A 23233-nucleotide genomic window follows, 5' to 3' on the forward strand; every position below is an offset into this window, starting at 1 on the left:
GATTCAGTTTTTTGGAAGGTAAACTGAAAAGATGGCTCCTCCTTCTGGCTGATTATACACTTCAATAGATCCTCCAAGCTCATCTATCATTTTCTTTATATTTGCCAGTCCGTATCCTCTGTCTGTACCTTTGGTTGAAAAACCTTTTGTGAAAATTTGATTTAGTACTTCTTCTGATACACCAGGTCCGTTATCCATCACTTCAATAATTAAATCATGACCAATATCGGTAATAAAAAACGACACTTCTTTTTCAGACTGCTGACTCACCGCTTCAAATGCATTATCAATTAGATTCCCAATAATGATAATGAGATGAGAAATTTCAATATGTTCTGGGAGCGTATCGAGTGTACTCTCCGAATCAACCGAAAAGTGAATTTTCTTTTCAGATGCTTTTCCAATCTTCCCAAGCAATATTGCTTGGACTTTAGAATCTAGTATCTGATCAAATAGAATACGGTTTTGTGTTTGGTGTACGGCTGATTCTTTTTGAATAAACTCAAATGCATCTTTGTACTGCCCTAACTGCAGCAAACCCGACAAAACATACAGCTTATTCGTAAACTCATGCGTTTGAGCTCGTAAATCCTCTGAATACTTTCGTACTTCTGAAATCGTATTGATTAAGCTTTTTAATTCTGTCTTATCACGAAAACTAGCGACCACTCCTACAATTCGCTGATGTTCAATAATAGGTGTTAAGTTTAAGATAAACGTTTTTTCATTTAGAAAAATCTCTTGGTCGCTTCGTGCTATTCCCGTATCTAGCACTTCAATCATATTCGTATAAGGAAATACTTCAACGATATGATGATGTAAATATTCAGTCTGTAGTCCTAGCATATTTTTAGCTGATGTATTCATCATCGTAATAAAGCCTTGATGATCAATAGCAATAATCCCTTCTTTTATCGAAAGTAAAATCGCATTTCGTTCACGGTATAATGAAGCGATCTCATGGGGCTCAAGACCGAGAGTATCTTTTTTAATACTTTTAGCTAAAAAAATACCCCCAATCATACCAAGCAATAAAACAGCTAGTGAAAATAGGATAATTTGCTGAATACGCGCAATGAGCTGAGCATGAACATGAGACTTTAAAAACTCAACCGTCACCACTCCCACGACCTCCGTATACTTTCCGTGACTGATGACAATAGGCGCTTTCCCCATAATAGCAGGACCTGTGGTTCCCTCTCCGTCAAGCGTATAATATCCCCCGAATAATAGTGCTCTATCGTTAACCGCTTCTTTGTTTTTCTTTCCTATCCATTTTTGATTAGCATGAGAATAGATGATTTGCCCTCGGTTTTGAACTACAATACTTGCTGCTCCGATTTGTTCCCTCACTTGCTCGGCAAGCGGCTGAATGTAGCGACTCGGCTGTTTTTTTTGAAAAGCAGCTTTGACTTCCGGCATAAATGATATTGATTTGGCTGCTTGAAGAGCCAGCTGCTCGGCTTGCCTTTTAGATTCTACAAACTGCATGTAAGAGAAAATACTTGCTAAAAGAACAATAACAGTTATGATTAATGCCGCGGATAAACCTACGATTTTTGTTTGCAGCGATACTTGAAACCATTTTTTCATTTCATCGCACCTTTAGCCTTTACCTTATAGTTCTATTCCTCTTTTATTTTATCAAAATTTTTTGTATATCCGCTCCTTATTCCAAAAGCTTTTTAGACAAAAAAACTTATCAATCCCAAAAGCGGAATTGATAAGTTTTTAGGTTCATGATCTTTACAGCGTAACAACTCCTGTAATAATAGCTACTAAAAGCATCACCATCGCTGTTCCAATCGTCCACTTTAGAGTAAAGCGCTGGAATTCACCAAGCTCGACTTTTGCCATACCGACCAATAGATACGTAGAAGCAACTAAAGGACTTAGTAAGTGAACAGGTTGACCAATCAATGAAGCACGGCCAATCTCTGCAGCATCAATACCGTATGCTGAAGCTGCTTGAGCAATAATTGGTAAAATTCCATAGTAGTAAGCATCATTTGACATAAAGAACGTAAATGGCATACTTGTGATGGCTGTAATCACAGACATGTAAGGCCCTAATGCATCTGGAATTAATCCTACTAAACTATTACCCATTGCATCTACCATTTTTGTACCTGATAAAATGCCTGTGAATACGCCTGCTGCGAATACAAGAGATACAACAGCAAGTACATTACCAGCATGTGCTGTGATACGCTCTTTTTGAACTTCTAAATTTGGATAGTTAATCATGATAGCAATTGCAAATCCAATCATAAATAGAATTTGAAGCGGCATAACTGCTGTGATAAGTCCTACTAATAAGAGAGCTGTTAAAGCAAAGTTTACCCATAAAAGCTTCGGACGCTTGTACTCGATTCCTTCAGCAGCGGCTGCTTCTGCAAAAGCTACTTGAGCATTTGTAACGTCTTGAATATCAATAACACCTAAGCGTTGGCGCTCTTTTTTCCCGAAATAGTAGGCTGTGAATAATAACCAAACAGCTCCGCCAATCATAGCTGGAATCATTGGTGTAAACACCTGTGAAGCATCTAACTTCAATGCGCTCATCACACGAGCAGTAGGTCCTCCCCAAGGTGTTAAGTTCATAACTCCACTGCCCATAATCGCGATACAGGCTAAAATCATTGGCTTCATGTTTAGCTTTTTATAAAGCGGAAGCATCGCTGAAAGCGTAATCATATATGTTGTTGTTCCGTCTCCGTCTAATGAGATAATAAGAACTAAAATAGCTGTCCCAATTGTGATTTTTAGTGGATCACCTTTTACGATTTTTAAAATTCTTCCTACAACTGGATCAAACAAACCAGCATCAATCATAATCCCAAAATATAAAATAGCAAACATTAACATAACGCCTGTAGGTGCTAATTCTTTTACACCATTTAAAGCCATTTCTCCAATACCGCTTGTGAATCCCCCTATGATTGCAAACAATACTGGAATAACCATTAAAGCAATAAGCGGCGTTAATCGTTTTGTCATAATCAGAAACATAAATGTACAAACCATCAAAAACCCAAGAATAGCTAACATTATTACCCCTCCTATTTTTGAATCCGCTTTCATAACAGTGGAAGCGATTCGTTTGTATGTATGACTCGCATATGTATGCCAGTTCGTCTATACGATTACAACATCGCTTGTTCACTATTAAGTTGTACCTTAAAACTTTAAAATTTTCTGTTTTTTCTTAAAATAATCATAATTTACAGGAGGGTATAGTGTAAATAATTCGTACTATAAAAACTTTTAAAACTTTATGGGTAATTAAATCCTTTTTGTTCATTGAAAGGATAAAAGAAAGGAAGAGGAAAAAGATAGGAAAGTAAAAAAACGGAGAGAGAGAGGAACTATTCCCGTGAATTATTCAATTTGAACTCTAAGAGAATACGCTCCAGGATGAGGAGTTTTATTCCATTGAGTAAGAGATTCCTCTAAAAATGGAATGTTTTTTAACTTCTTTGTTTGGAACTTTTCTATTTTTGAATATTTTTCTAAAGCATACGTATTCGCAAACATTTCTTGCGTTCGATTTCCTTCTTTTAAAAGCGTTCCATTTGTCATACGATCCACATGATGGCCTAATTCATGCAGAATGATAAAAGCAAATTGATGAGGCTTTTTGTTTTTTGTTGTATCGATAAAGACAATAGGACATTCAGTTACTGTATATTTAATATAGTCAATTTCAAACTGAAGTTTGCGCTTCTCTTTTGGAAGGTTATCATTAAATTGACCATAGTACACACCTAACACATCTTTTCCTTGCACCTTTACACTGCCTAAGCAATACACACCTTTTAGCCCATCCCAGTCTTTTTCGTCTGTTACATTAGCAATTTCCTGCAGGGCAGCTTTTTGCTTCGCACTCATCACTCCATGAAACGTTACGCCATGAATTTGGATTTTTTCACTACGCTTAAACATCTTCTTGCCTCCTTTGCTAAATTCCTTCTCCAGCATGTTATTTATTAATAAGTATATTCAGTCATTCACAATACATGGTTAAAAATTATGAAGTTAATGTCAAGATTCCCGTTTTGATTTTTTTTAACCCTGCGTATATGCTGCCTCGTTTATTTTCTATTTTTACTATATTACATATGTAGCCATTAATAAAATATCATTTTTTTATGATTTATCATTACTTTTTTTTATTTCTGTTTTTGTTTATCAATAACCTGGAGCCTGCGTATCATTGTTAAATTCAAAACGATTGCTATATAAAGAAAAGGATAGCAAAAAAACGAGTATAGCGTCTTCCATTCGTTATAATAAAATACTTCTGTTTGAGTACTCCTTTTGTAAAAAATCCATAAAGATCATATTTAACATCAAGATATACATCTGCTACTGATCCTAAAACCATGACAAACAAAGAAGTTTTTTACATTTATATCCAGATGATACACTTTGGCATAACCAGTACACTCAGAATAGAAATCACAGTTGTCAGGATTAAGAACACCACGCTGAGAACCTCGTTTTCTATAGGAGATAGAAACAGCTTTCCCATTGGATATTAAATTCATTCTGAAGGCTAAAAAATTAAGACTTCGTAAAAAAAGAGATTGAGACATAACGAAATCAAGCCAATCTAAAGACGAACAAATGGGATAAATGGGCTGGACTTCTTGTTATACCGCTGTTGATTTCCGTGCAATACTTCGCCTTGCCCCTCCAATCAACGACTAGAAGCAACTATATATAAAACCTACGTTCACCATCACAATAAAAAATCCGAACGAGTTGGATTCTCTGTCAAGAATCTCTCTTCATCGTTCGGATCTTACTTCAACTAAACTACCTTTGTTTCAAGCTCTTTTTGTTAACGAAAGGAAATGATGCAGGAACCGAGCTTTTGCTGTCCCCATTTAAGTGAAAGCTCATCATGATGAGAAAGAGGACCTACTCCCTCAGGGGTACCTGTAAAAATAAGATCTCCTTTATCAAGACCAAAATGTTTTCCTGTAAAATCAATAATCGTTTGTAAGTCAAAAATCAAATCTTTAATATTCCCCAGCTGCACGCGTTCATTGTTTTTCACTAACGAAAAGTCTTTCTTCTTAGATGCTTCTACTCCTTCAAACGGAATAAAGTTTCCCACGACCGCTGAACGTTTGAATCCTTTTGCAAGCAGCCAAGGGTGCTTTTTTTGTTTTAATTCACTCTGCACGTCTCGAAGCGTCAAGTCTAATCCAATCGTCATCTCGTCAACAAGTTCATCTACTGTTATGCCCTCTTTGTAAGATTGTCCAATATGAAGAATCAGTTCAGTTTCAAAGTGCACCTCTCCTTGGTCGCTAGGAAGAGTGATTGATTGTCCAGCTGCTTCAACGAGAGCGTGAGTAGGTTTGGAAAATAAAAAAGGTGATGTTGGAATATCATTATGTAATTCTTTTGCATGCAGTGCGTAGTTCCGCCCTACACAATAAATATTTTTAATATCTTTCACTTTCATCATCCCTTCTTTCTTTCAAATAAAGATTTTTTAACTTGTATTCTTTTATTTTACAAGAAAAAAAGATTGGGACATAATAAAATGAATCTAATCTAAAGACGTAAAATGGGGATAAATGAGCTGAACTGCTTGTGACATCTTTGTTGATTTCCGTGCAACAGTTAGAAGGACCTGCCCACACGAAACCTACGTTCACCATGACCATAAAAAACACGAACGATCTATTTTTGATAGATTGTTCGTGTTTAACTTTAGCGAAACAACTTTTCTCACATTCTTTTTCTTTTAATCCGTTATTTTCTAGCCCATTTTGTAATGCCTTTGATATCATCTGGAGTTGTACGACAGCACCCTCCGATTAACTGAGCACCTGCTTCATACCAGCTGTGAGCGCTGCAGCCATAGGTTTCGCCTGCAGATGTCCCGTTCCATGTTTTAGATTCAGCATCATAATGCTCCCCTGAATTTGGATACACAATGACTGGCTTATCCGTTTGAGATTTAATTTTTTTAATAAGTGAAGAAATATATTGAGGCGGCGTACAGTTAACTCCAAGAGCCGCTACTTGCTCATGGGAATCCAGATAGCGTGCACACTCCGAGATTAATGTTCCGCTGCTAATGTGCAGGTCATCTTTTGCGCTGAACGTAATCCATGCGTACGCTCCTTCAAACTCTTCTAGCAGCCTCGCAATGGCTCTTGCTTCCATTAAATTAGGAATAGTTTCACAAGCTAATACGTCCGCTCCTGCTTCAATTAATGCTTTCATACGAGGACGATGAAATTCCATTAACTCTTCTTCTGTTACGTCATACTGTCCAGTATATTCCGATCCGTTTGCTAAAAATGCTCCGTAAGGCCCTACCGAAGCGGCGACAATTGGTTTTGGACGATTAAGACGATTCTCTTCTTGCTGCCAAAATTCATCTCTTGATTCAGCCGCAATTTTTACAGATGCTTGAATTAACTCGCGAGCCTCTGCTTCACTCAGTCCACGTTTAGCAAAACCTTCAAATGTGCTTTGATAGCTTGCTGTAATTGCACAGTCAGCTCCGGCTGCAAAGTAGTCTTGGTGCACTCTCTTAATCAGTTCCGGCTGCTCCATCAGCACTTTTGCAGACCATAAGCTGTCGTTTAAGTCACAGCCATATCTTTCAAGTTCAGTTGCCATTGCACCATCTAGTACAATCACAGGAAATGTATGTAAAATTTGTTGGATAGGATTCATTGTTTAACCTAGGGTTGTCCACTAGCAGTTAGCTTCGATTACCCTATCCTCCTTTCAGATAATTTAAAATATATGCAAAAAAAGTCTAAAGGACTAGGCAACTTTTGTCAAGAAACCGAAGAAATGAGGAGAGGCTTATAACCACGCATTTTTCAATCGCCTTATTCCTTCTTCTATTTCTTCTCTCTCCAAACTTCCAAAACCTAATAATAGATGAGTCTTTTGGTGAGGTGATTCCGTAAGCCAATAACGAGAAGTGCCGTAGACAGAGACATCTTGCTTTCGAGCAGCGTTAATTAACTGCTGTTCATTCATATCGTTGTGCACGCAGACAAGTATATGCAAACCTGCAGATTCACCTGACACCGTGATGTTTTCGTTAAACTCCTTCTGTAAAGCTGCTAAAAGAGTACCGTGTTTGAGTTGATAAGCAGTTCTCACTCTTCTTAAATGCTTACTCCACTCTCCATTTTTCATTATCAGCCCGAGCGTCCGCTGATGAAGGGCTGGAACAGCTTGCTCGTATAATGTGAAACGTTCATGGTATTCCTTTAGAAGCACTTCTGGTAATACAAGGTAGCTGATTCTTAAAGAAGGCATAAAAGATTTTGAAAATGTACCTGTATAAATGACGCGCCCCTTAGTGTCTAAGCTTTGCAATGAAGGGATGGGAGAGCCTTTATAACGAAATTCTCCGTCATAATCATCTTCAATAACAAATCCATTGCAGTCATTCGCCCATTTAAGAAGCTCTATTCTTCTTGAAACAGGCATAATCATTCCGTATGGAAACTGATGAGATGGTGTGACATAAACAGTCCGTACTTGGCTGTCATAAAGCTCTTGGATGTTTATGCCTTTGTTATTAAGCGACACGGGTTTTAAGGAAAATCCATGTTGCTTAAATACAAAGCTAGCCCCGTCATAACAAGGATTTTCAAAGGCAATATCTCTGATGCTTTGCTTTAACATCTGCGCTAATAAACTGAGCGATTGCTGCGTACCTGCTCCGATAATAATTTGATGTTTTGAACAAACCACTCCTCTTGACTGATAAAGGTACGTCGCAATTTCTTCACGCAGTGACTCTTCTCCTTGAATTTCTTGGTACGTGAACAGCGCTTCTCTATAAGTTTGAAGACTTTCATTGTATCGTTTTTTCCACTCATTCAAGGGAAACAAACCGCTATCAACTTTTCCATACCGAAAATCATAGGTACACGACTTGGTTTCTGAGTGAGGGTGTAAAAATACAGTCGGCTTTTTATCTGTTTGCAGTAACTCAAACTGTGTATTCGTTACGTACAGTCCACTTTTGGGTTTGCTTTCTACATACCCTTCAGCTAAAAGCTGCTGATAGGCCATATCTACAGTATTTCGACTTACGTTTAAGTAATCAGCAAGAGACCGGATAGAAGGCAGTTTGTCATTCACTTCTACCTTGCTGGATACAATTTCTTTTTTTATATATTCATATAGCTGATGATACAACGGTGTATCATCCTTGCGGTTTAATAAAGGTGTGAACTTCACGTTAGCTCCTTTCATCTGTCCCTATTTTATTTTTCAAATCTGTCTCTTTTAGAGGGGATACATTTCTTCTACTATAAGTGTAGATCATCTGATTAAAAAGGAGAAGATTTAATGACTACTATTACAATTCGTCAAGCTAATGCTGCTGACATGGAAGCACTTATTTCATTAATGAACGAATACATTGTTGATTTTTACAAGCACCCTCAGCCTGCCAAAAAGCAGCTAAGAAATTTAATTAGTCACTTGTTTCACCATCCGGATGCTGGCGTTCAGTTTATCGCGACTCAAAATGACGAGGCGGTAGGTTTTTCAACGCTTTATTTTACATTTAGCACCACGCGTGTAAAGCCTGTAGCGATTTTAAATGACCTGTACGTTACTGAAAAAGCAAGAGGACAAAAAATTGGGGAAAAGTTATTTTCGATTAGTCACCAGTATACAAAAGAACATCAGTATGCAGCTATGTCTTGGGAAACGGCTTGTGATAATACAAAAGCCCAAACGCTGTACAGAAAAATGGGCGGAAATGTAACGAACGATGAATGGATTCACTACGACATTTCAAACGATATTTTATAATATTCTTCCATCCATAAATTTTTAACACGTTCTTAACACTCCTTTCATAAATGTGTTTTATGATGAATACGACAAATAAATCAGTTTCTGTATGTATTTGTCACATTCTCTGTTAAAGTTTTCACAAAGTGTTCAAACTTTACGTGAAAACGCTTTCTATTTTTGTGTATAATAAACATATGCAAATGAAAATGAATGTTACAGCTCGTTAATCATACACATTTTAAATATGGAAGGAGTTTTGAAAATGATTTTAAAAGCATTAAGAAAAAACGGGGCCGTTACAATTAACTATTATAAAAACGGTTTGCTTCAAACGTTTAAAGGAAAAGTACAGCGCCTAGATTTAACAGACCAAACACTTTCATTAAAAGATGAACAGCAAAATACTTTCTCTATTCGCTTATCGGGAATTAAAGAAATTTATTGATGAATAGTTTACAGTAAAAAAGAACATGATGCTCATTCTGCTTTGCAGAAGTCATCATGTTCTTTTGATTTTAGCTTTATTTAGCTGATGTTTCTGTTTCTTCTTTCCCGTACATATATTTTGAAGGGTCGACTGTTTGGAAATCCTTCAGCTTGTGGAAACGAAGTAAGTCTCCATAAAGCACTTGATCAGATAGCTCCAGTTCTTTCGCTACCTTCTGTTTATAAGCTTTCATTTGATTATTTTCTTTAAGCGCTTGGCCATTCTTAGAATCATAATACGTTCCATCCACTAATGTGTATTTCGGAGATACGTAGTTGCCATTGCGGAACGCTACTACATCATCATGACCTTTAGAAAATAAATCTGTACCAAATTGGATAAACTCTTTGCTGTCAATCCCTACTAAATGAAGAAGAGTTGGCACAACATCAATTTCTCCACCGTACGTATGATTAACTCCGCCTTTTACTCCAGGAACGTGAATGAATAGAGGTACACGCTGCAGCTGAGCATTTTCATAAGGCGTAATTTCTTTTCCCATTACTTTTTCCATTGCCGCATTATGATTTTCAGAAATACCGTAGTGATCTCCATAAATCATAATCACAGAATTATCATAAAGCCCAGAAGCTTTCAGTTCTTGGAAGAAAGATTGCAATGATTCGTCTAAATAACGAGCTGTTTGGAAATAGCGGTCAACTGTGGCATCGCCCGTGTTATCCGGCTGTATGCTTGCCTCATTGTTTCCAAGTAAAAATGGAAAATGATTTGTTAACGTAATTAAATGCGCATAGAACGGCTGTGGTAAAGACTGCAGCATTGGAACAGATTCTTTAAAAAACGGTTTGTCTTTTAAGCCATAATTAATTTTATTTTCACCCGTCATATTGTAATAACTTGCATCAAAAAACTTATCCACGCCGAACTGCTTGTAAATTTCGTTACGGTTCCAAAACGTCTTATAGTCTCCGTGTAGCACAGCACTCGTATAGCCAGCTTTTTGATCTAAAATAGCTGGTGCTGCCTGATACGTATTGCTTCCTTTCAGCACAAAGGCAGAACCTTGAGGAAGGCCGTATAGAGAGTTGTCCATCATTAGCTCAGCATCTGATGTTTTTCCTTGTCCTGTTTGATGAAAGAAGTTATCAAAATACGTAAAGTCATTTCCATGAGCCAACGAATTTAAGAACGGTGTCACTTCCTGGCCATTTAATTTGTAATCAATTAAAAACGATTGAAATGATTCCAAATGGATTTTAATAATATTTTTCCCTTTAGCTTTTCCAAAATAAACGGGGTTAGGTTCCGCATAGTGACTATTTTTAAAATTAACGACGTTCGTTAAATCATTACTGCTTGCAAAAGCTCGCTGTTTAGAGTTTTGAGCAGTCTGAACACCGTCATACATCGTATAATTATAGGCCCCTAAATACTTTACTAAATAATTGCGGTCAAAAGTTCGAGATAGAAGCTGCGGGCGATCAATTTCTGCTAATGTTAAGTTGACAGAAAAAACCATGAATCCTAAAGAAAGAATGGTTACAGCATTCTTAACCGATACTTTTTCATTATGCCAGTCAATTTTTTTACTAAAAAATAAGAAAAAATAAATAATAAAATCAACAAAATAAAAAACATCATGCGCTTTTAATAAATCCATAATGCTTCCGCCCATACTTCCTGCATTACTTGTCTGCAATAGTGTAGGAAGCGTTACAAAATCGTTAAAAAAACGATAATAGAGAATGTTACTGTATAACAGCAGCGTCATAATGAAACTGCCTGCAAGAATCCAGGCTCCTGCTTTCTTTCCTTTAAAAAATAAGCCGATTCCTAAAAAAATCAGCACTGAACTCACAGGGTTTATGAACAGCAGCATTTGCTGCATTACGCCGCTTACGCCTAAGTTAAATTCAGTTTTATAAGCCACGTACGACTTTATCCACATTAAAACAGCGGCTAATATGAAATAGTGCAGCGGCTTAGAAATGATTCGCTTCATTTTGATTTTCCTTTCTCGATTAGTTTATGAGTAGATTCACAAAGAACATATAGAAAACCTTTATCATTATACTCATAGAAAATGAAAATTAAATGAAATCCTAGCCTTCACAACTATAGATAGATTCTTTAAATTCATCTACTAGTTTACCTAATACCCACAAATAAATAAACTAAAATCACCTTTTTTATCATAAAACCCCTTCTCCCCTCATATACTGTATTCTGTTGCAACACCCGTACTGCAAACTTGTGCATTTTTTCACAATTTATCTACAAACTATTCTCATCTTGCTGTATAATAATAATTCTGCCTTGAGCATTCTCTAAATTCGTATGCTTAAGCCACAGCTTTCTTTTCATAACAGATGCACACATGAAAGGAGATGAATAAATGATTTTAAAAGCGTTAAAGAAAAACAAACATGTAACCGTGAATTATTACGAAAATGGCCTGCTTCAAACCTTCAAAGGAAAAATCCAAAATTTAAACCTAACCGACCAAACCCTCTCCCTACGAGATGAAAAACAAAACATTTTTTCCATTCGTTTGTCTGGCATTAAAGAAATTTATTAACAAAAAAGATCCTGAAGAATTCTTCTAGGATCTTTTTTTGTATTTTTTATCCATTAATTATTGAAAAATCATCCAACTAATGTTAAATTAACTTTACATAATGTTAAATCAGCTTAACAAATTTATTAAAAAAGCAGCGGGTGATCATATTGACTCTTATTAATCACGTAAAAGAGCTTAGAGCTAAACATGGATATACGCAAGGAGATTTAGCTGAAAAAGTTGGAGCCACTCGCCAAACCATCGCAGCTATTGAAAAGGGAAATTACGTTCCTTCCCTACTACTTGGTTTAACAATTTGTGATGTCTTTCAATTAAAAATGGAAGATGTTTTTATACTTCAAAAGGAGGAGAAAAATGTTGAGTAATGTTATTAAATCTTATTTGTTGAATGTAGTGTCTCTGCTATGCGTAGGTTGGTTTTTATACGATTTTTTAAGCCTCAATATTCAATTTAGTGAAGTTATGACCCACCCTGAACCCCCGTGGGAAATTACTATGTCTATAGGCTCTTTTGCTTCTTTAGTTGTTCTTTTAATCGTCTCATTTTTTTACTACCGCGCGCGTAAAAAGACGAAGAACGTTTCGCCTTTATTATTTCCTTTTGAATTTGCAGAAGAAGATGAACGTGAAAAGATCATAACAGCAGAAGCTTGTAAAAAAGCCTTTGTTTTTCTCCTATTTTCTATTCCTATAGGTGCTATATTAATAGCTTTTTATCCGCTGTTACCTAATTCTTTCAGCTTCTATCCCATTGCCGTTCTTTTACTCCTTTCTCTTGTGCAGTTAACGGTTTATTACGTATCAATTAGTAAGATTTATCGGTGATTAAAAAGGAGTGTTCTTTTTAGAACGCTCCTTTTTTAATCTAATAATTCACTGAATTATCCACAGAAATAATCTGCGCTGATTCTATTTCACTATTTTTTCATTTTTTCTGTCTATATTGAACTATAACAATTGAACGATGTATGTTACCTTCCACTGCAATTTTTCTTCAGTGTTCAGTTGCAAAATATGAAAGATAAAAGGAGCATATCAATGGCAGCTAATAAATGGACAAAATGGATGGTTGGTTTATCGAGCGTTGCTGCATTTACCACTTTTATAGGACTTTCTCAAAAATATGATCAAACAAATTCAACAGCTACAGCACTAAATAACGATGCATTAGCCGATAATTCATCTCAAACTCAAACGGAAGATGAGACGGACCTATTTCCAGATTCAGGATCTAGTTCCAATACGAACAATGGAACTAACGGGCAAAATCAATGGTCAAATGACAGTTCTAGTGAGCAAAATGATCAGTGGTCAGACGATGATTCAAGTAGCCAGCAAGATCAGTGGTCTAATGATGATGCCGGAAATAGTCAGGATAATTGGGGCAATAACGATGATTCTTCTATGCAATCAAGACCTTCTTAAGGATGTGATATAATGAGCTACTCATTTAAAGCAATGAATACCAAATTTAATGTATATGAACTTGAAACACTTGTCGGCCAAAAAGTGGAGAGCTGGTGTTATCTTGTAGAAAAAACCCTAAGCCGCTTTCTTCCAACAAGCGAGCTTTCACAGCTTAATTCGCTGAACGGAAGATTATTTTTACCGTCAAAAATATTGTATGAAGCTGTAAAAACAGCCTCTTACTATTACAATGAGACAAACAGAATTTTCAACCCATTTCTGTATCACTGTATTCAAACTCTAGGATATGACCAAAGTTTTGAACAACTGCCTAACAATCAGCTTCCTCAAAAAGTAGCAGCTTTTGATGCTGTTAACCCTATTATGATTCACAAAGGAATGAGAAGTATTCAGCTTGCTTCTAATGTCGGTCTGGATTTAGGCGGAATCGCAAAAGGTTGGAGCATTCAGCAAATGGCGAATCAATTAAAGAAAAAAGGAACTTCACTTGGTGCAATCGATGGAGGCGGTGATATTGTAACGTGGGGGCCTGCTAGCAAGCACTGGTCCATTGCGCTCTCTCATCCATTTGATTTATCAAAAGATCTCATGAGTATTAAAGTAAAGGGCAACAGCGGCATTGCCACAAGCAGTGTGGGCAAGCGATTGTGGAAAGTAAACGGACACACTCACCATCATATTATTGACGGCAGAATCAGCAAGCCTAGTTCATCAGAGCTTCTGCAAGTAACGGTTGTTTCAGAAGACTTGACCGTTTCTGAAGTCTATGCAAAATGCATGCTTATTCTCGGATGGGACGCCGGATTAAGATTAGCTAAAATGCATCAACCTTCTTTAGAGGTAATTGCGGTTACAAAAGAAGGCGAAGTGTTAATCGAAAAAAATGTGAAAGGTCAGGTATACCATTATGGCTACTCTCCTCGCGCAATTTAATGCCCACTTTCCCGTTTGGAATACCATTCGGGCAGCCGGCTTAACTTCTTATTTGCTCATGTTTGTATCGGTTGCCGCTGGCATTTCTCACAGCTTTTCGTTTTTTAAACCAAAACGAAAAAAACAGCTTTTGCTGGTTCATCAATCATCAGGGTGGTTCGGATTATTATTTGGCATGATTCACGGACTTGTTTTATCATTTGATCAATCGATTCATTTTTCACTTTCTGACATTTTAATTCCGTTCACTTCCGATTACAAACCAATTAGCACAGGTCTTGGTACTATTTCACTCTACATTTTATTCGTACTGATTATCACATCCGATTTTATAAAACAGCTGGGGAGAAAAACATGGAAAGCCATTCATTTTCTTGCTTTTCCAGGCTATTTGCTCGCACTGTATCACGGCATTACTTCTGGAACAGATACACAGCAGCCGCTTATTCTTGGGATGTACAGCATCACTGGCTGCATCGTTTTGATTTTGCTTTTTTTACGACTTCAACACCAGTCAGCCCCTAAGAACCAAAAAAAAGCTCAGGAAAACTAAAAAACGCACTCTATCATAGAGTGCGTTTTTTCTTATCCACGTCCTGCTTGGAATGATGGGTACTGTGTCATACCGCCGTCAGCAAAGAGTGTAATCCCTGTTACATAACTTGCCTCTGAAGAAGCTAGCCATGCAGCAACCGCTGCAATTTCTTCCGGCTCTCCAATGTATCCCATGGGAATCATGCTTTCTACATCTGCACGCTGCTCAGGATCAGCAAATTTCTCAGCGTTAATCGGTGTATTAATCGCTCCCGGTCCAATGTTATTTACACGAATACCTTTTGGAGCGTATTCTAATGCAAGTGTTTCGGTCATGAGCTTCATTCCGCCTTTACTTGCTGCGTAATGAACAAATAATGGCCAAGGAATTTTCTCGTGAACACTCGACATGTTAATAACTGTTCCCTTAATATCATTTTCTACAAAATATTTAATCGCTTCACGGCTGCCTAAAAATGCTCCCGTTAAGTTCGTATCAATGACTTTATTCCAATCGCTTAAAGGCATTTCATGAGATGAAACCGGATTTTCCATTCCTGCGTTATTAATCATAACGTCTAACTTTCCAAATTCTTTAATAGCAGATTGAACTAAATTGATCACGTCAGACTCAACTGTTACGTCACCTTTAACGGCAATTGCTTCTCCGCCAACTTTTTTAATTTCTTCTAAAACGCTGTTAGCTTCCTCTTCTTTAGAACGATAGTTCACAACTACTTTGGCTTTTTCTGTCGCAAAACGAATCGCCATTGCTTTTCCTAAACCTGTAGATGAACCTGTTATGACAACTACTTTTCCTTCTAAGTCTTTATACATTGTTAATACCCTCCTAGTTAGCTTTTGGCGAGCCCTAACATGACTCCTGCTATGATGATCAGTATAATTCCAATAATAATCCCAACTAACTGACGCTTCGTTTTCTTCTCACCTAAAATGATGATCCCGCCTAATGTTGAAATGACGATTCCCATTTGAGAAAGCGAAAAGCTTGTCGCTACGCCTACTTTGGGTTGCGAGATGAATAAAAACATATTACCAGCGGCCCAAATAAGACCTGGGATAATGTTGCGAATTGCATATTTATTAAATGGCTTATGCTTAAACGTCAGCAATACTCCTCCAATAACCATACCAATTGCTTGAGGTAATAAAGCCGACCATCCGTCTACATTAAATAGACGGGCTACTACAACATAAACTAAATAACCAACGGTTGAAATTAATAAAATAACAATTCCTTTTTTGAAGTTTCCTTTTCCTTCTTCAGCCTCTTTCTCTTCTTTGCTTTGAAGTGATGTTAAAATAATCCCTACAATAATAAAGATAAGAGCGAGCACACCAAGAATGATTGAAGTTTTTGTAGACCACTCGTGAAACACAATTACTCCAAATAATGAAGTGGAAACTAACTGAAGCCCAGTTGAAATAGGCATCGTTTTAGAAACTCCAATTAAATCAATACTTTTCAGCTGATTGCTTTGTCCAACTGCCCAAAATAACCCCGATACAACTCCAACGCCAAAGATTAAAGGTGTAAGCGTAGGGTGTACAAAAATATAAATACCGATGGAGAAAATCAAAGCTCCCAACGTGGTTCCAAGCGTTTGACTATAAGGTCCTCCGCCTAGTTTCACATTGAAAAGCACAATGCTTCCCCAAAATAAGGCTGGTAAGACGGCTAAAAATATGTCCATGTTTCAAAACCTTCCTGTGCTAAAATTAAATGTCAAAGTGCATATTCCCCAATTTTTCCGCCATTAATCCTTTTTCAGGGACATTTCATGAATTAATGACCGCACGAAGTATTCTTTGGATAGCAAAAACTGTATACCTTAATTTGTTCTAGGAGAGAAAAAGATATACTTTCTAACGCAAAAAAACAGCTTTTCCAAATAAAAGCTGTTCTGTATGATTTAATTTATTTTTAACATATAGCGATTAATAGGTCTCCCCACTCTGCCGTATTCAACTGATAATTTCAGCTCGTTTTCCTGTTCTAAAAACTCTAAATACCTTCTTGCCGTAACACGCGCAATTCCTACGCCGTCCGCCACTTCTTCAGCAGAAATCGGATGATTCTGTTCGGAAAGATATTGTTGTATCCTCCTTAGCGTAACCGCATTTAGCCCTTTTGGAAGCAAATCGGCTTTTTCTTCGAATTGCTGAAACAGCATAGAATCTAATTCAGACTGAGTAATATGTTCTTTTTGACTTATTTTAACTTGAAACGAACGATACTGTTCAAGCGCTTGCTTCATTCGTTCAAACTTGAACGGTTTCATAATATAATCCACCGCGCCGTATTGAAGAACTTTTCGTACGGTTTCAATATCACTTGCAGCTGTAACTGCTATCACGTCTGTTTTATAGCCATTTGCTCGAATTTGCTGTAAGGTGGTTAAGCCATCTTGACTAGGCATATACATATCAATAATCGTTAAATCAGGCTGATGCTGTTTAATAAGCTGTATACCCTCTAAACCATTCGAAGCTGCAGCGATAACGATGAACCCTTCAATTTGTTCAATAAATTGGCGGTTCACTTCTTGTACCATAGGATCGTCTTCTATAAGAAGCACCGTCCATTCTTTTTTATTCATTTCCCACTCCCCCTATAAAAAGAATGTAATGATAAAAGTCGTTCCAACATCTAATTCTGACTCTACTTCGATCTGACCGTTTCCTTTTTCAACAATTTGTTTTACTAAATGCAAACCAATTCCTCTATTTTCCTTTGCTTTGGTTGAAAAACCTTCATCAAAGATTCTCTCTACTTGATCTTCATTCATGCCACATCCGTTATCTTCAACTAATATAGAAAGAATGCCGTCATTTTGTTCCATACTTATATAGATCTTCCGTTCACGACGCTCCATATGCCAATACGAATCAAAAGCATTCTCAATTAAGTTACCAATAATAATCACAAAATCATGATGATCTAAGTAAAGAGGAAATGAGTGAAGCTCGCTGTGGCGATCGATAGCTAACTCAATTCCAAGTTCTTTGGCACGGCTGACTTTGCTCAACAGCAATCCCGATATACTTTCATCTTTAATATGCTTATGAAGAAATTGCGTGAGCTCTTCTTGCTGTTCAGACACTTGAAAAACGTACTGAAGAGCCTTGTCTTTATTTCCAAGTTGGATAAGTCCTGCAATCGTATGAAGTTTATTCATGTATTCATGGTTTTGAACTCTAAGAGCGCTTACAAATGATTTAACCCCGGTTAACTCTTCAGCTAATTTTTTAACTTCCGTTCTGTCTTGAAAAATAGCGACCGCACCGACTGTGTGATTATTAACCTTAATCGGCACACGATTGCTTAAAATATTCAAATTTCGAACTTGAAGCTCTCGATTATAAACAGGCTGATTAAGCTGCAGAATTTCTGGCAGTCTTGTATCTGGAATCACATCATAGATCTTTTTTCCAATTACCTCCTCGGGTACACCCATCATAATTTTCGCTTTATGATTAAAAATAGTAATGTTCTCCTCTTTATCAATCGCAATGACTCCTTCATGCATGGCATTAAAGGTCTCGGTTCGTTCTACGAACAAACGAGCAATTTCATGGGGTTCAAGCTCAAACATCTCTTTTTTAATACGAGATGCAAGCGCCCACGCTCCCCATCCTCCAAAAAAAAGAGCAAGGCCTGAGATAAGAAAAATTTCTTTTTTTAAACTTAAAATAACCTCTGTAAATTTCGGAAGAAGGTAGCCTGAGACAACGACGCCTACTTGTTCATGCTGGTCGTTTACGACGGGCACAAAAGAGCGAATGACCATCCCGCCTTCTCCTTTTGCTTTATCAGTATAGGTATGTTCTGCAAACGCCTGACCCTCGTCCTCTCCTTTGGAAATTTCCCCAATCATGCTTTGCAAAGGGTGAGACAAACGTTCGTGATTCATATTCATAACGACTACATAATAAGCACCGTGAATAATGCGAATCGGCTCTACAATTTGATTAATGTTCTTGCTATCTTTTTCAATTTTTTCTCGAATTTCAGGCATTTCAGCAACTGTTCTCGAAGTGATCAAAGCCCTTTGCTCTAAATCATTTTCTTTTGACTGCACAAAATTATTAATCACGACAATACTTGCTAAAAACAACGAAAAGACCACGATAAAAAAGATTAGCCCCGTCATTTTCGTTTGCATCGATAAACGCATCATAGCGGAACACCTACTGCTGATTGAAGTTTATTTTAATTTTACCACGTTGAGAAATTGCGTGTTAGAATATTTGTAGAGAAAAATTATTGAATCGCGGGGTTGGACATTTTGAAGATGTTTATAGGGGCAAGTATCATTGTTAGCGTTTTCTTGATGATCTATGTTTTTTTGCAGTATACAGTTATAAATCAAGATAATGTGTATCATGACGATGAGCAAAAAGGATTAAATAAGCAAATTGTGATTAATTTTAGCCACGTTGTAGCTGAAAACACCCCAAAAGGCTTAGCCGCTCAAAAATTCGCTGAAATCGTTAATCAAAAATCGGATGGTAAAGTTAAAATTGAAGTATATTCAAACGGCGTATTGTATTCAGACGACGAAGAGCTTGCCGCTCTTCGCCGAAATGATGTACAAATGATTGCTCCTTCCATTTCAAAGCTAACCGACCTTTCCCCTACATGGCAACTTTTTGATCTCCCCTTCATTTTCGATGATTACAGCGAGGCAAAACAAGTGTTTACCGGGAAAATCGGACAGGATTTGTTGAGTACACTGCAAGAGAAAAATATTAAAGGGCTTGCTTTATGGAGCAACGGCTTTAAACAAATGACTAGCAATACAAAACCTTTGCTCCATCCAGCAGATTTTCAAGGTCAAACGTTTCGCATTATGCCAAGTGAAGTAATCAAAAAACAATTCGAACTTCTTGGCGCCAAGCCTCAGGCTGTCTCGTTTAATAAAGTATATCAATCCCTTGAACGACAGGAATTTGATGGTCAGGAAAATACCATTTCTAATATTTATTCAAAACGTTTGTACGAGCTGCAAAAATATATGACCATCAGCAACCATGGATATTTGGGCTATGCTGTTTTAATGGATGAAAAGTATTGGGACAGCCTCCCTGAAGATGTAAAACAACTATTAAGTGATGCAATGATAGAAACAACGAACTGGATTTGGACTCAATCAAAAATGATGAACGATGAACAGCTGCAGCAAATAAAAAATAAATCTGGCATGCGCGTTTATTACTTAAATGATACACAGAAAGCCGAATGGAAAAAGCAGTTTAACTCTCTTTATCAATCGTTTGAAAACAATGCAACAAAACAAACGCTTGATATCATTCAGCAAATAAAAAATATCGAAAGCCAAAAGTGATGACTATATGTTCATCACTTTTTTTGACCAAAATGACCAAAAAGAACATTATCACCAGAAATATAAATAGTTAAAATTATCAGTTAATATAAGGATAAGAATAATGTAAGCGTTAACAAAACATTCTCGAAAGGAGCATTACGTATGAAATTAACTTTTAAAAACCTAACTGTTCAAGTTGTCATTGGTATCCTTCTTGGTATTGCAATTGGCTTCATGTTTCCTGAATTTGGTGCTAAATTAAAAATATTGGCTGATATCTTCATTAAATTAATTAAGATGGTGATTGCCCCAATTATTTTCTTAACGGTGGTCATCGGTATCGGAAGCATGGGAGATTTAAAGAAAGTGGGACGAATTGGAGGTAAAGCTCTTTTATACTTTGAGATTGTCACTACTTTTGCCTTAGCAATTGGAATTATCGTTGTAAACTTTATCAAACCGGGGGCTGGCTTTAATATCAATGGCGCAAGCGGAGCTGATGTTACTCAATATACGCAGCAAGCAGCTGAAGCGGAGCATGGCTTTATGGAGTTTATCATGGGAATTATTCCAGATAGCGTATTTGGCGCAATGGCAAATGGTGAATTATTGCCAATCTTATTCTTTGCCGTACTATTTGGAATGGCTACAGCTACACTCGGCGAAAAAGCGGCTCCTGTCATTACATTCTTTGAACGCTGTACAGATATTTTCTTTGGAATTGTTAATATGATTATGAAACTTTCACCTATTGCGGCGTTTGGAGCGATGGCTTATACAATCGGTAACTTCGGGATAGGCTCTCTTCAAAAACTCGGTTTCTTAATGGGATCTGTTTACATTACTATGTTCTTATTTATTGTATTTGTACTTGGAACCATTGCTAAGATTTATGGATTTAATATTTTTAAATTCATTGCTTTTATTAAGGAAGAAATTCTACTTGTATTAGGTACGTCTTCTTCGGAATCTGCACTGCCAAAAATGATGGACAAAATGGAGAAGTACGGATGTTCAAAATCTGTAGTAGGACTTGTCATTCCAACTGGCTACTCATTTAACCTAGATGGAACAGCAATCTACTTATCCATGGCTGCTATCTTTATCGCTCAAGCGTATGGAGTCGACCTGTCGTTAATGCAAGAGATTACGCTACTTGGTATTTTAATGCTAACGTCTAAAGGAGCTGCCGGAGTTACTGGATCTGGATTTATTACACTAGCAGCTACGCTTGCTGCATTCCCGATGATTCCAGTTGAAGGAATCGCGCTGTTGATCGGGGTAGACCGCTTCATGTCGGAAGCTCGCGCTATTACGAATTTAATTGGAAATGGTGTAGCAACTGTAGTTGTATCAAAAATGGAAAATGAATTTCATCCTCCTGTAGAAACAGTACAAGACGTTAATTCTGCACCTCCATTAGCTAAGTAATAAAAAAAGAGGTTGAGACATAGCCAGATGAATTCAATCTAAAGACGAATAAATGGGAGACATGAGCTGAATCGCTTATGACACCGCAGTTGATTTCGTACAAGACTTCGCTTTCCACGGGCGGCCGATGAGCCTCCTCGTCGCGTACGCTCCTGCGGGGTCTCATCTGTCTTTTCCCGCAGGAGTCTTCGCCTTGTCCTCCAATCAACTGCTAGATGGATCTAAACAAATGAAGCCTACGTTCATCCCAACAAAAAAACGAATCACTAATCAAAATGTTTGATTAGTGATTCGTTTTTCACTTCATCTTAAATATTTTTGTCCCAACCTCTTTTTTAGGATTAATGCGTTTCTTTTTTAGAACGTCCGCTAAGTTTCCCAACAACAACAACTAAAATAGCTAACAAAATAGGAACAATCGTATGCAAATGCGGGTTTAATCCTTCTAATACATGTCCTACGGCTTTGTCTTTAAAAATCATTTCACCAGCAGTATAGCCAAGAAGCGCTGCTCCGGCAATGATGATAATCGGAAATTTTTCCATAATTTTCATTAAAAGCTGACTTCCCCAAATGATTAACGGAATGCTGATAACAAGACCAAGGATAATGAGTAGAATACTTCCGTTAGCCGCACCCGCAACTGCTACTACGTTATCTAAACTCATAACAAGATCCGCTATAATAATTGTTTTAATAGCACCTGCTAGAGTTGAATTCGCTTTGATATCTCCGTCATCTTCACCTTTTAAAAGACTAATTGCAATCCATAGAAGCAGCAGGCCTCCAATGAAATTTAAAAATGGGATTGTTAATAAATATACAGCGACAAACGTTAGCCCTACACGTAATACAACCGCTCCTAATGTACCGAAAACAACCGCTTTGTTTCGATGCTCGTCCGGAAGATTCCGACATGCTAAAGCAATCACAACTGCGTTATCGCCACTCAATACAATGTTAATCAGTAAAATTTCTAAAAGATTTAAAATAAAACTCTGATCCATAAAAAAACTCCTTGACTGATTTTTATTAGTCTATTTCTCTATCTCTTATTTCATTACTAGAAATAGAGAACTAAAACTCTATCAATATAACCCGTTCTTACCCTTTAATGAAAAGAAGTAGTTATTTCACTAACAGTATTTTATCACTAAAAAGAAATTTGAAATAGGTATTTGTAAAGGAAAAGTCAGTTCATTACAATAAATCAAACCTTATTCTTTATCTTTCATCTGTTTTTCACCATCAGCCTCTACTATTAATAGCAGGAGAGCATTTATAAAAAATAGAGTAATTTTTATAAATAATACAAGCCTCCAATGCTTCTTCGTTATTTTGTAGTTTTTCGTCAGCTACGATATAAGAAGGGAGAAAACAGGTATGATTTTAAAAGCATTAAAAACGAATAAATTACTAACTATTAATTATCAAAACAACGGTTTTGTTCAAACAGTCAAAGGTTATATTCAAAACTTAAACTTGCTCGAACAAACTCTTCTATTAAAAGATGAAAATCAGCATGTACGATCACTTCGACTATCAAGTATTAAAAAGATTTATTGATAAAAAAAGAAGAGATTGAGACATAACTACACCAATCCTATCTAAAGACGTACAAATTGGACAAATGATCTGGACTGCTTGTTAAACGGCGGTTGATTTCCGTGCAAGCAGCTAAATAAAGTAAATTCACGTTACCATAACCATAAAAAGATC

At 36.9% G+C, this 23233-nt stretch carries 23 protein-coding genes; 11 read left to right on the top strand and 12 right to left on the bottom strand.

Features of this window, described 5'->3' with window-relative positions:
- Positions 1 to 3: 3 nt before the first annotated feature.
- The 6 genes from SB717_RS04795 to pdxR form a co-directional block, all read right to left on the bottom strand.
- A complete protein-coding gene (locus SB717_RS04795) occupies positions 4 to 1593 on the bottom strand; it encodes an ATP-binding protein (protein WP_410903352.1) in 1590 nt (529 codons plus the stop codon).
- 153 nt (positions 1594 to 1746) lie between these two features.
- The gene (locus SB717_RS04800) at positions 1747 to 3051 is read right to left on the bottom strand and encodes a CitMHS family transporter (RefSeq protein ID WP_335402620.1); all 1305 of its coding nucleotides are present in this window, start codon (positions 3049 to 3051) and stop codon (positions 1747 to 1749) included.
- Positions 3052 to 3381: 330 nt separating this feature from the next.
- Complete coding sequence (locus SB717_RS04805) at positions 3382 to 3945, bottom strand: ImmA/IrrE family metallo-endopeptidase (protein ID WP_074679049.1); 564 nt, start codon at positions 3943 to 3945, stop codon at positions 3382 to 3384.
- Between the two features lie 901 nt (positions 3946 to 4846).
- Positions 4847 to 5479: a fumarylacetoacetate hydrolase family protein gene (locus tag SB717_RS04810; RefSeq protein WP_081350934.1), complete on the bottom strand. Its 633-nt coding sequence runs from the start codon at positions 5477 to 5479 to the stop codon at positions 4847 to 4849.
- A gap of 293 nt (positions 5480 to 5772) precedes the next feature.
- Positions 5773 to 6708 carry a homocysteine S-methyltransferase gene (gene mmuM / locus SB717_RS04815; RefSeq protein WP_410903353.1) on the bottom strand — a complete coding sequence of 312 codons (936 nt, stop codon included), beginning with the start codon at positions 6706 to 6708 and terminating at the stop codon, positions 5773 to 5775.
- Positions 6709 to 6843: 135 nt separating this feature from the next.
- Positions 6844 to 8241 (bottom strand): MocR-like pyridoxine biosynthesis transcription factor PdxR, encoded by a 1398-nt coding sequence (gene pdxR / locus SB717_RS04820; protein ID WP_410903354.1) that lies wholly within the window; start codon positions 8239 to 8241, stop codon positions 6844 to 6846.
- Between the two features lie 111 nt (positions 8242 to 8352).
- Between pdxR and SB717_RS04825 the strand changes: the two genes are divergently transcribed.
- Both SB717_RS04825 and SB717_RS04830 read left to right on the top strand, forming a co-directional pair.
- Positions 8353 to 8823, top strand: a complete 471-nt coding sequence (locus SB717_RS04825; RefSeq protein WP_074679055.1) for a GNAT family N-acetyltransferase — start codon at positions 8353 to 8355, stop codon at positions 8821 to 8823.
- A 229-nt stretch (positions 8824 to 9052) separates the two neighbouring features.
- Positions 9053 to 9253 carry a YolD-like family protein gene (locus SB717_RS04830; RefSeq protein WP_074893948.1) on the top strand — a complete coding sequence of 67 codons (201 nt, stop codon included), beginning with the start codon at positions 9053 to 9055 and terminating at the stop codon, positions 9251 to 9253.
- Between the two features lie 76 nt (positions 9254 to 9329).
- On the opposite strand, the gene ltaS is transcribed toward SB717_RS04830, so the two are convergent.
- A complete protein-coding gene (gene ltaS, locus SB717_RS04835; RefSeq protein ID WP_251533371.1) occupies positions 9330 to 11258 on the bottom strand; it encodes a lipoteichoic acid synthase in 1929 nt (642 codons plus the stop codon).
- A 393-nt stretch (positions 11259 to 11651) separates the two neighbouring features.
- Between ltaS and SB717_RS04840 the strand changes: the two genes are divergently transcribed.
- The 6 genes from SB717_RS04840 to SB717_RS04865 all read left to right on the top strand — a co-directional run bounded on the left by SB717_RS04840 (position 11652) and on the right by SB717_RS04865 (position 14751).
- Entirely contained in the window at positions 11652 to 11834 is a 183-nt protein-coding gene (locus SB717_RS04840; protein WP_013081871.1) for a YolD-like family protein, read from the top strand.
- A 149-nt stretch (positions 11835 to 11983) separates the two neighbouring features.
- Positions 11984 to 12202 carry a helix-turn-helix transcriptional regulator gene (locus SB717_RS04845; protein ID WP_074679061.1) on the top strand — a complete coding sequence of 73 codons (219 nt, stop codon included), beginning with the start codon at positions 11984 to 11986 and terminating at the stop codon, positions 12200 to 12202.
- Positions 12192 to 12662 (top strand): MFS transporter, encoded by a 471-nt coding sequence (locus SB717_RS04850; RefSeq protein WP_410903355.1) that lies wholly within the window; start codon positions 12192 to 12194, stop codon positions 12660 to 12662. The genes SB717_RS04845 and SB717_RS04850 overlap by 11 nt, the downstream gene beginning before the upstream one ends.
- A 213-nt stretch (positions 12663 to 12875) precedes the next feature.
- On the top strand, positions 12876 to 13262 hold the full coding sequence (locus SB717_RS04855; protein WP_410903356.1) for a hypothetical protein: 387 nt from the start codon (positions 12876 to 12878) through the stop codon (positions 13260 to 13262).
- Between the two features lie 12 nt (positions 13263 to 13274).
- Positions 13275 to 14198, top strand: coding sequence for an FAD:protein FMN transferase (locus tag SB717_RS04860; protein WP_410903357.1), 924 nt, complete (start codon positions 13275 to 13277; stop codon positions 14196 to 14198).
- The gene (locus SB717_RS04865; RefSeq protein WP_410903358.1) at positions 14173 to 14751 is read left to right on the top strand and encodes a ferric reductase-like transmembrane domain-containing protein; all 579 of its coding nucleotides are present in this window, start codon (positions 14173 to 14175) and stop codon (positions 14749 to 14751) included. Before SB717_RS04860 ends, SB717_RS04865 begins: the two co-directional genes overlap by 26 nt.
- Before the next feature lie 32 nt (positions 14752 to 14783).
- Here the strand turns inward: SB717_RS04865 and gdh are convergent, their stop codons facing one another.
- The 4 genes from gdh to SB717_RS04885 all read right to left on the bottom strand — a co-directional run bounded on the left by gdh (position 14784) and on the right by SB717_RS04885 (position 18934).
- The gene (gdh, locus tag SB717_RS04870; RefSeq protein ID WP_074679071.1) at positions 14784 to 15569 is read right to left on the bottom strand and encodes a glucose 1-dehydrogenase; all 786 of its coding nucleotides are present in this window, start codon (positions 15567 to 15569) and stop codon (positions 14784 to 14786) included.
- A 17-nt stretch (positions 15570 to 15586) separates the two neighbouring features.
- Entirely contained in the window at positions 15587 to 16447 is an 861-nt protein-coding gene (locus SB717_RS04875) for a RhaT/GlcU family sugar-proton symporter (protein ID WP_144645732.1), read from the bottom strand.
- A gap of 219 nt (positions 16448 to 16666) precedes the next feature.
- Positions 16667 to 17353, bottom strand: coding sequence for a response regulator (locus SB717_RS04880; RefSeq protein WP_074679073.1), 687 nt, complete (start codon positions 17351 to 17353; stop codon positions 16667 to 16669).
- A 12-nt stretch (positions 17354 to 17365) separates the two neighbouring features.
- On the bottom strand, positions 17366 to 18934 hold the full coding sequence (locus tag SB717_RS04885; protein ID WP_410903359.1) for an ATP-binding protein: 1569 nt from the start codon (positions 18932 to 18934) through the stop codon (positions 17366 to 17368).
- Positions 18935 to 19042: 108 nt separating this feature from the next.
- Between SB717_RS04885 and SB717_RS04890 the strand changes: the two genes are divergently transcribed.
- Positions 19043 to 20101: a DctP family TRAP transporter solute-binding subunit gene (locus SB717_RS04890; protein ID WP_234483627.1), complete on the top strand. Its 1059-nt coding sequence runs from the start codon at positions 19043 to 19045 to the stop codon at positions 20099 to 20101.
- Between the two features lie 144 nt (positions 20102 to 20245).
- Positions 20246 to 21514 (top strand): dicarboxylate/amino acid:cation symporter, encoded by a 1269-nt coding sequence (locus tag SB717_RS04895; protein WP_410903360.1) that lies wholly within the window; start codon positions 20246 to 20248, stop codon positions 21512 to 21514.
- 341 nt (positions 21515 to 21855) lie between these two features.
- Here the strand turns inward: SB717_RS04895 and SB717_RS04900 are convergent, their stop codons facing one another.
- The gene (locus SB717_RS04900; RefSeq protein WP_028412106.1) at positions 21856 to 22521 is read right to left on the bottom strand and encodes a TerC family protein; all 666 of its coding nucleotides are present in this window, start codon (positions 22519 to 22521) and stop codon (positions 21856 to 21858) included.
- 376 nt (positions 22522 to 22897) lie between these two features.
- On the opposite strand from SB717_RS04900, the gene SB717_RS04905 reads away from it, so the two are divergent.
- Complete coding sequence (locus tag SB717_RS04905; RefSeq protein WP_074679081.1) at positions 22898 to 23080, top strand: YolD-like family protein; 183 nt, start codon at positions 22898 to 22900, stop codon at positions 23078 to 23080.
- Positions 23081 to 23233: the final 153 nt, after the last annotated feature.

The sequence above is a fragment of the Priestia sp. SIMBA_032 genome (assembly GCF_046535215.1).
Classification (GTDB): domain Bacteria; phylum Bacillota; class Bacilli; order Bacillales; family Bacillaceae_H; genus Priestia; species Priestia aryabhattai.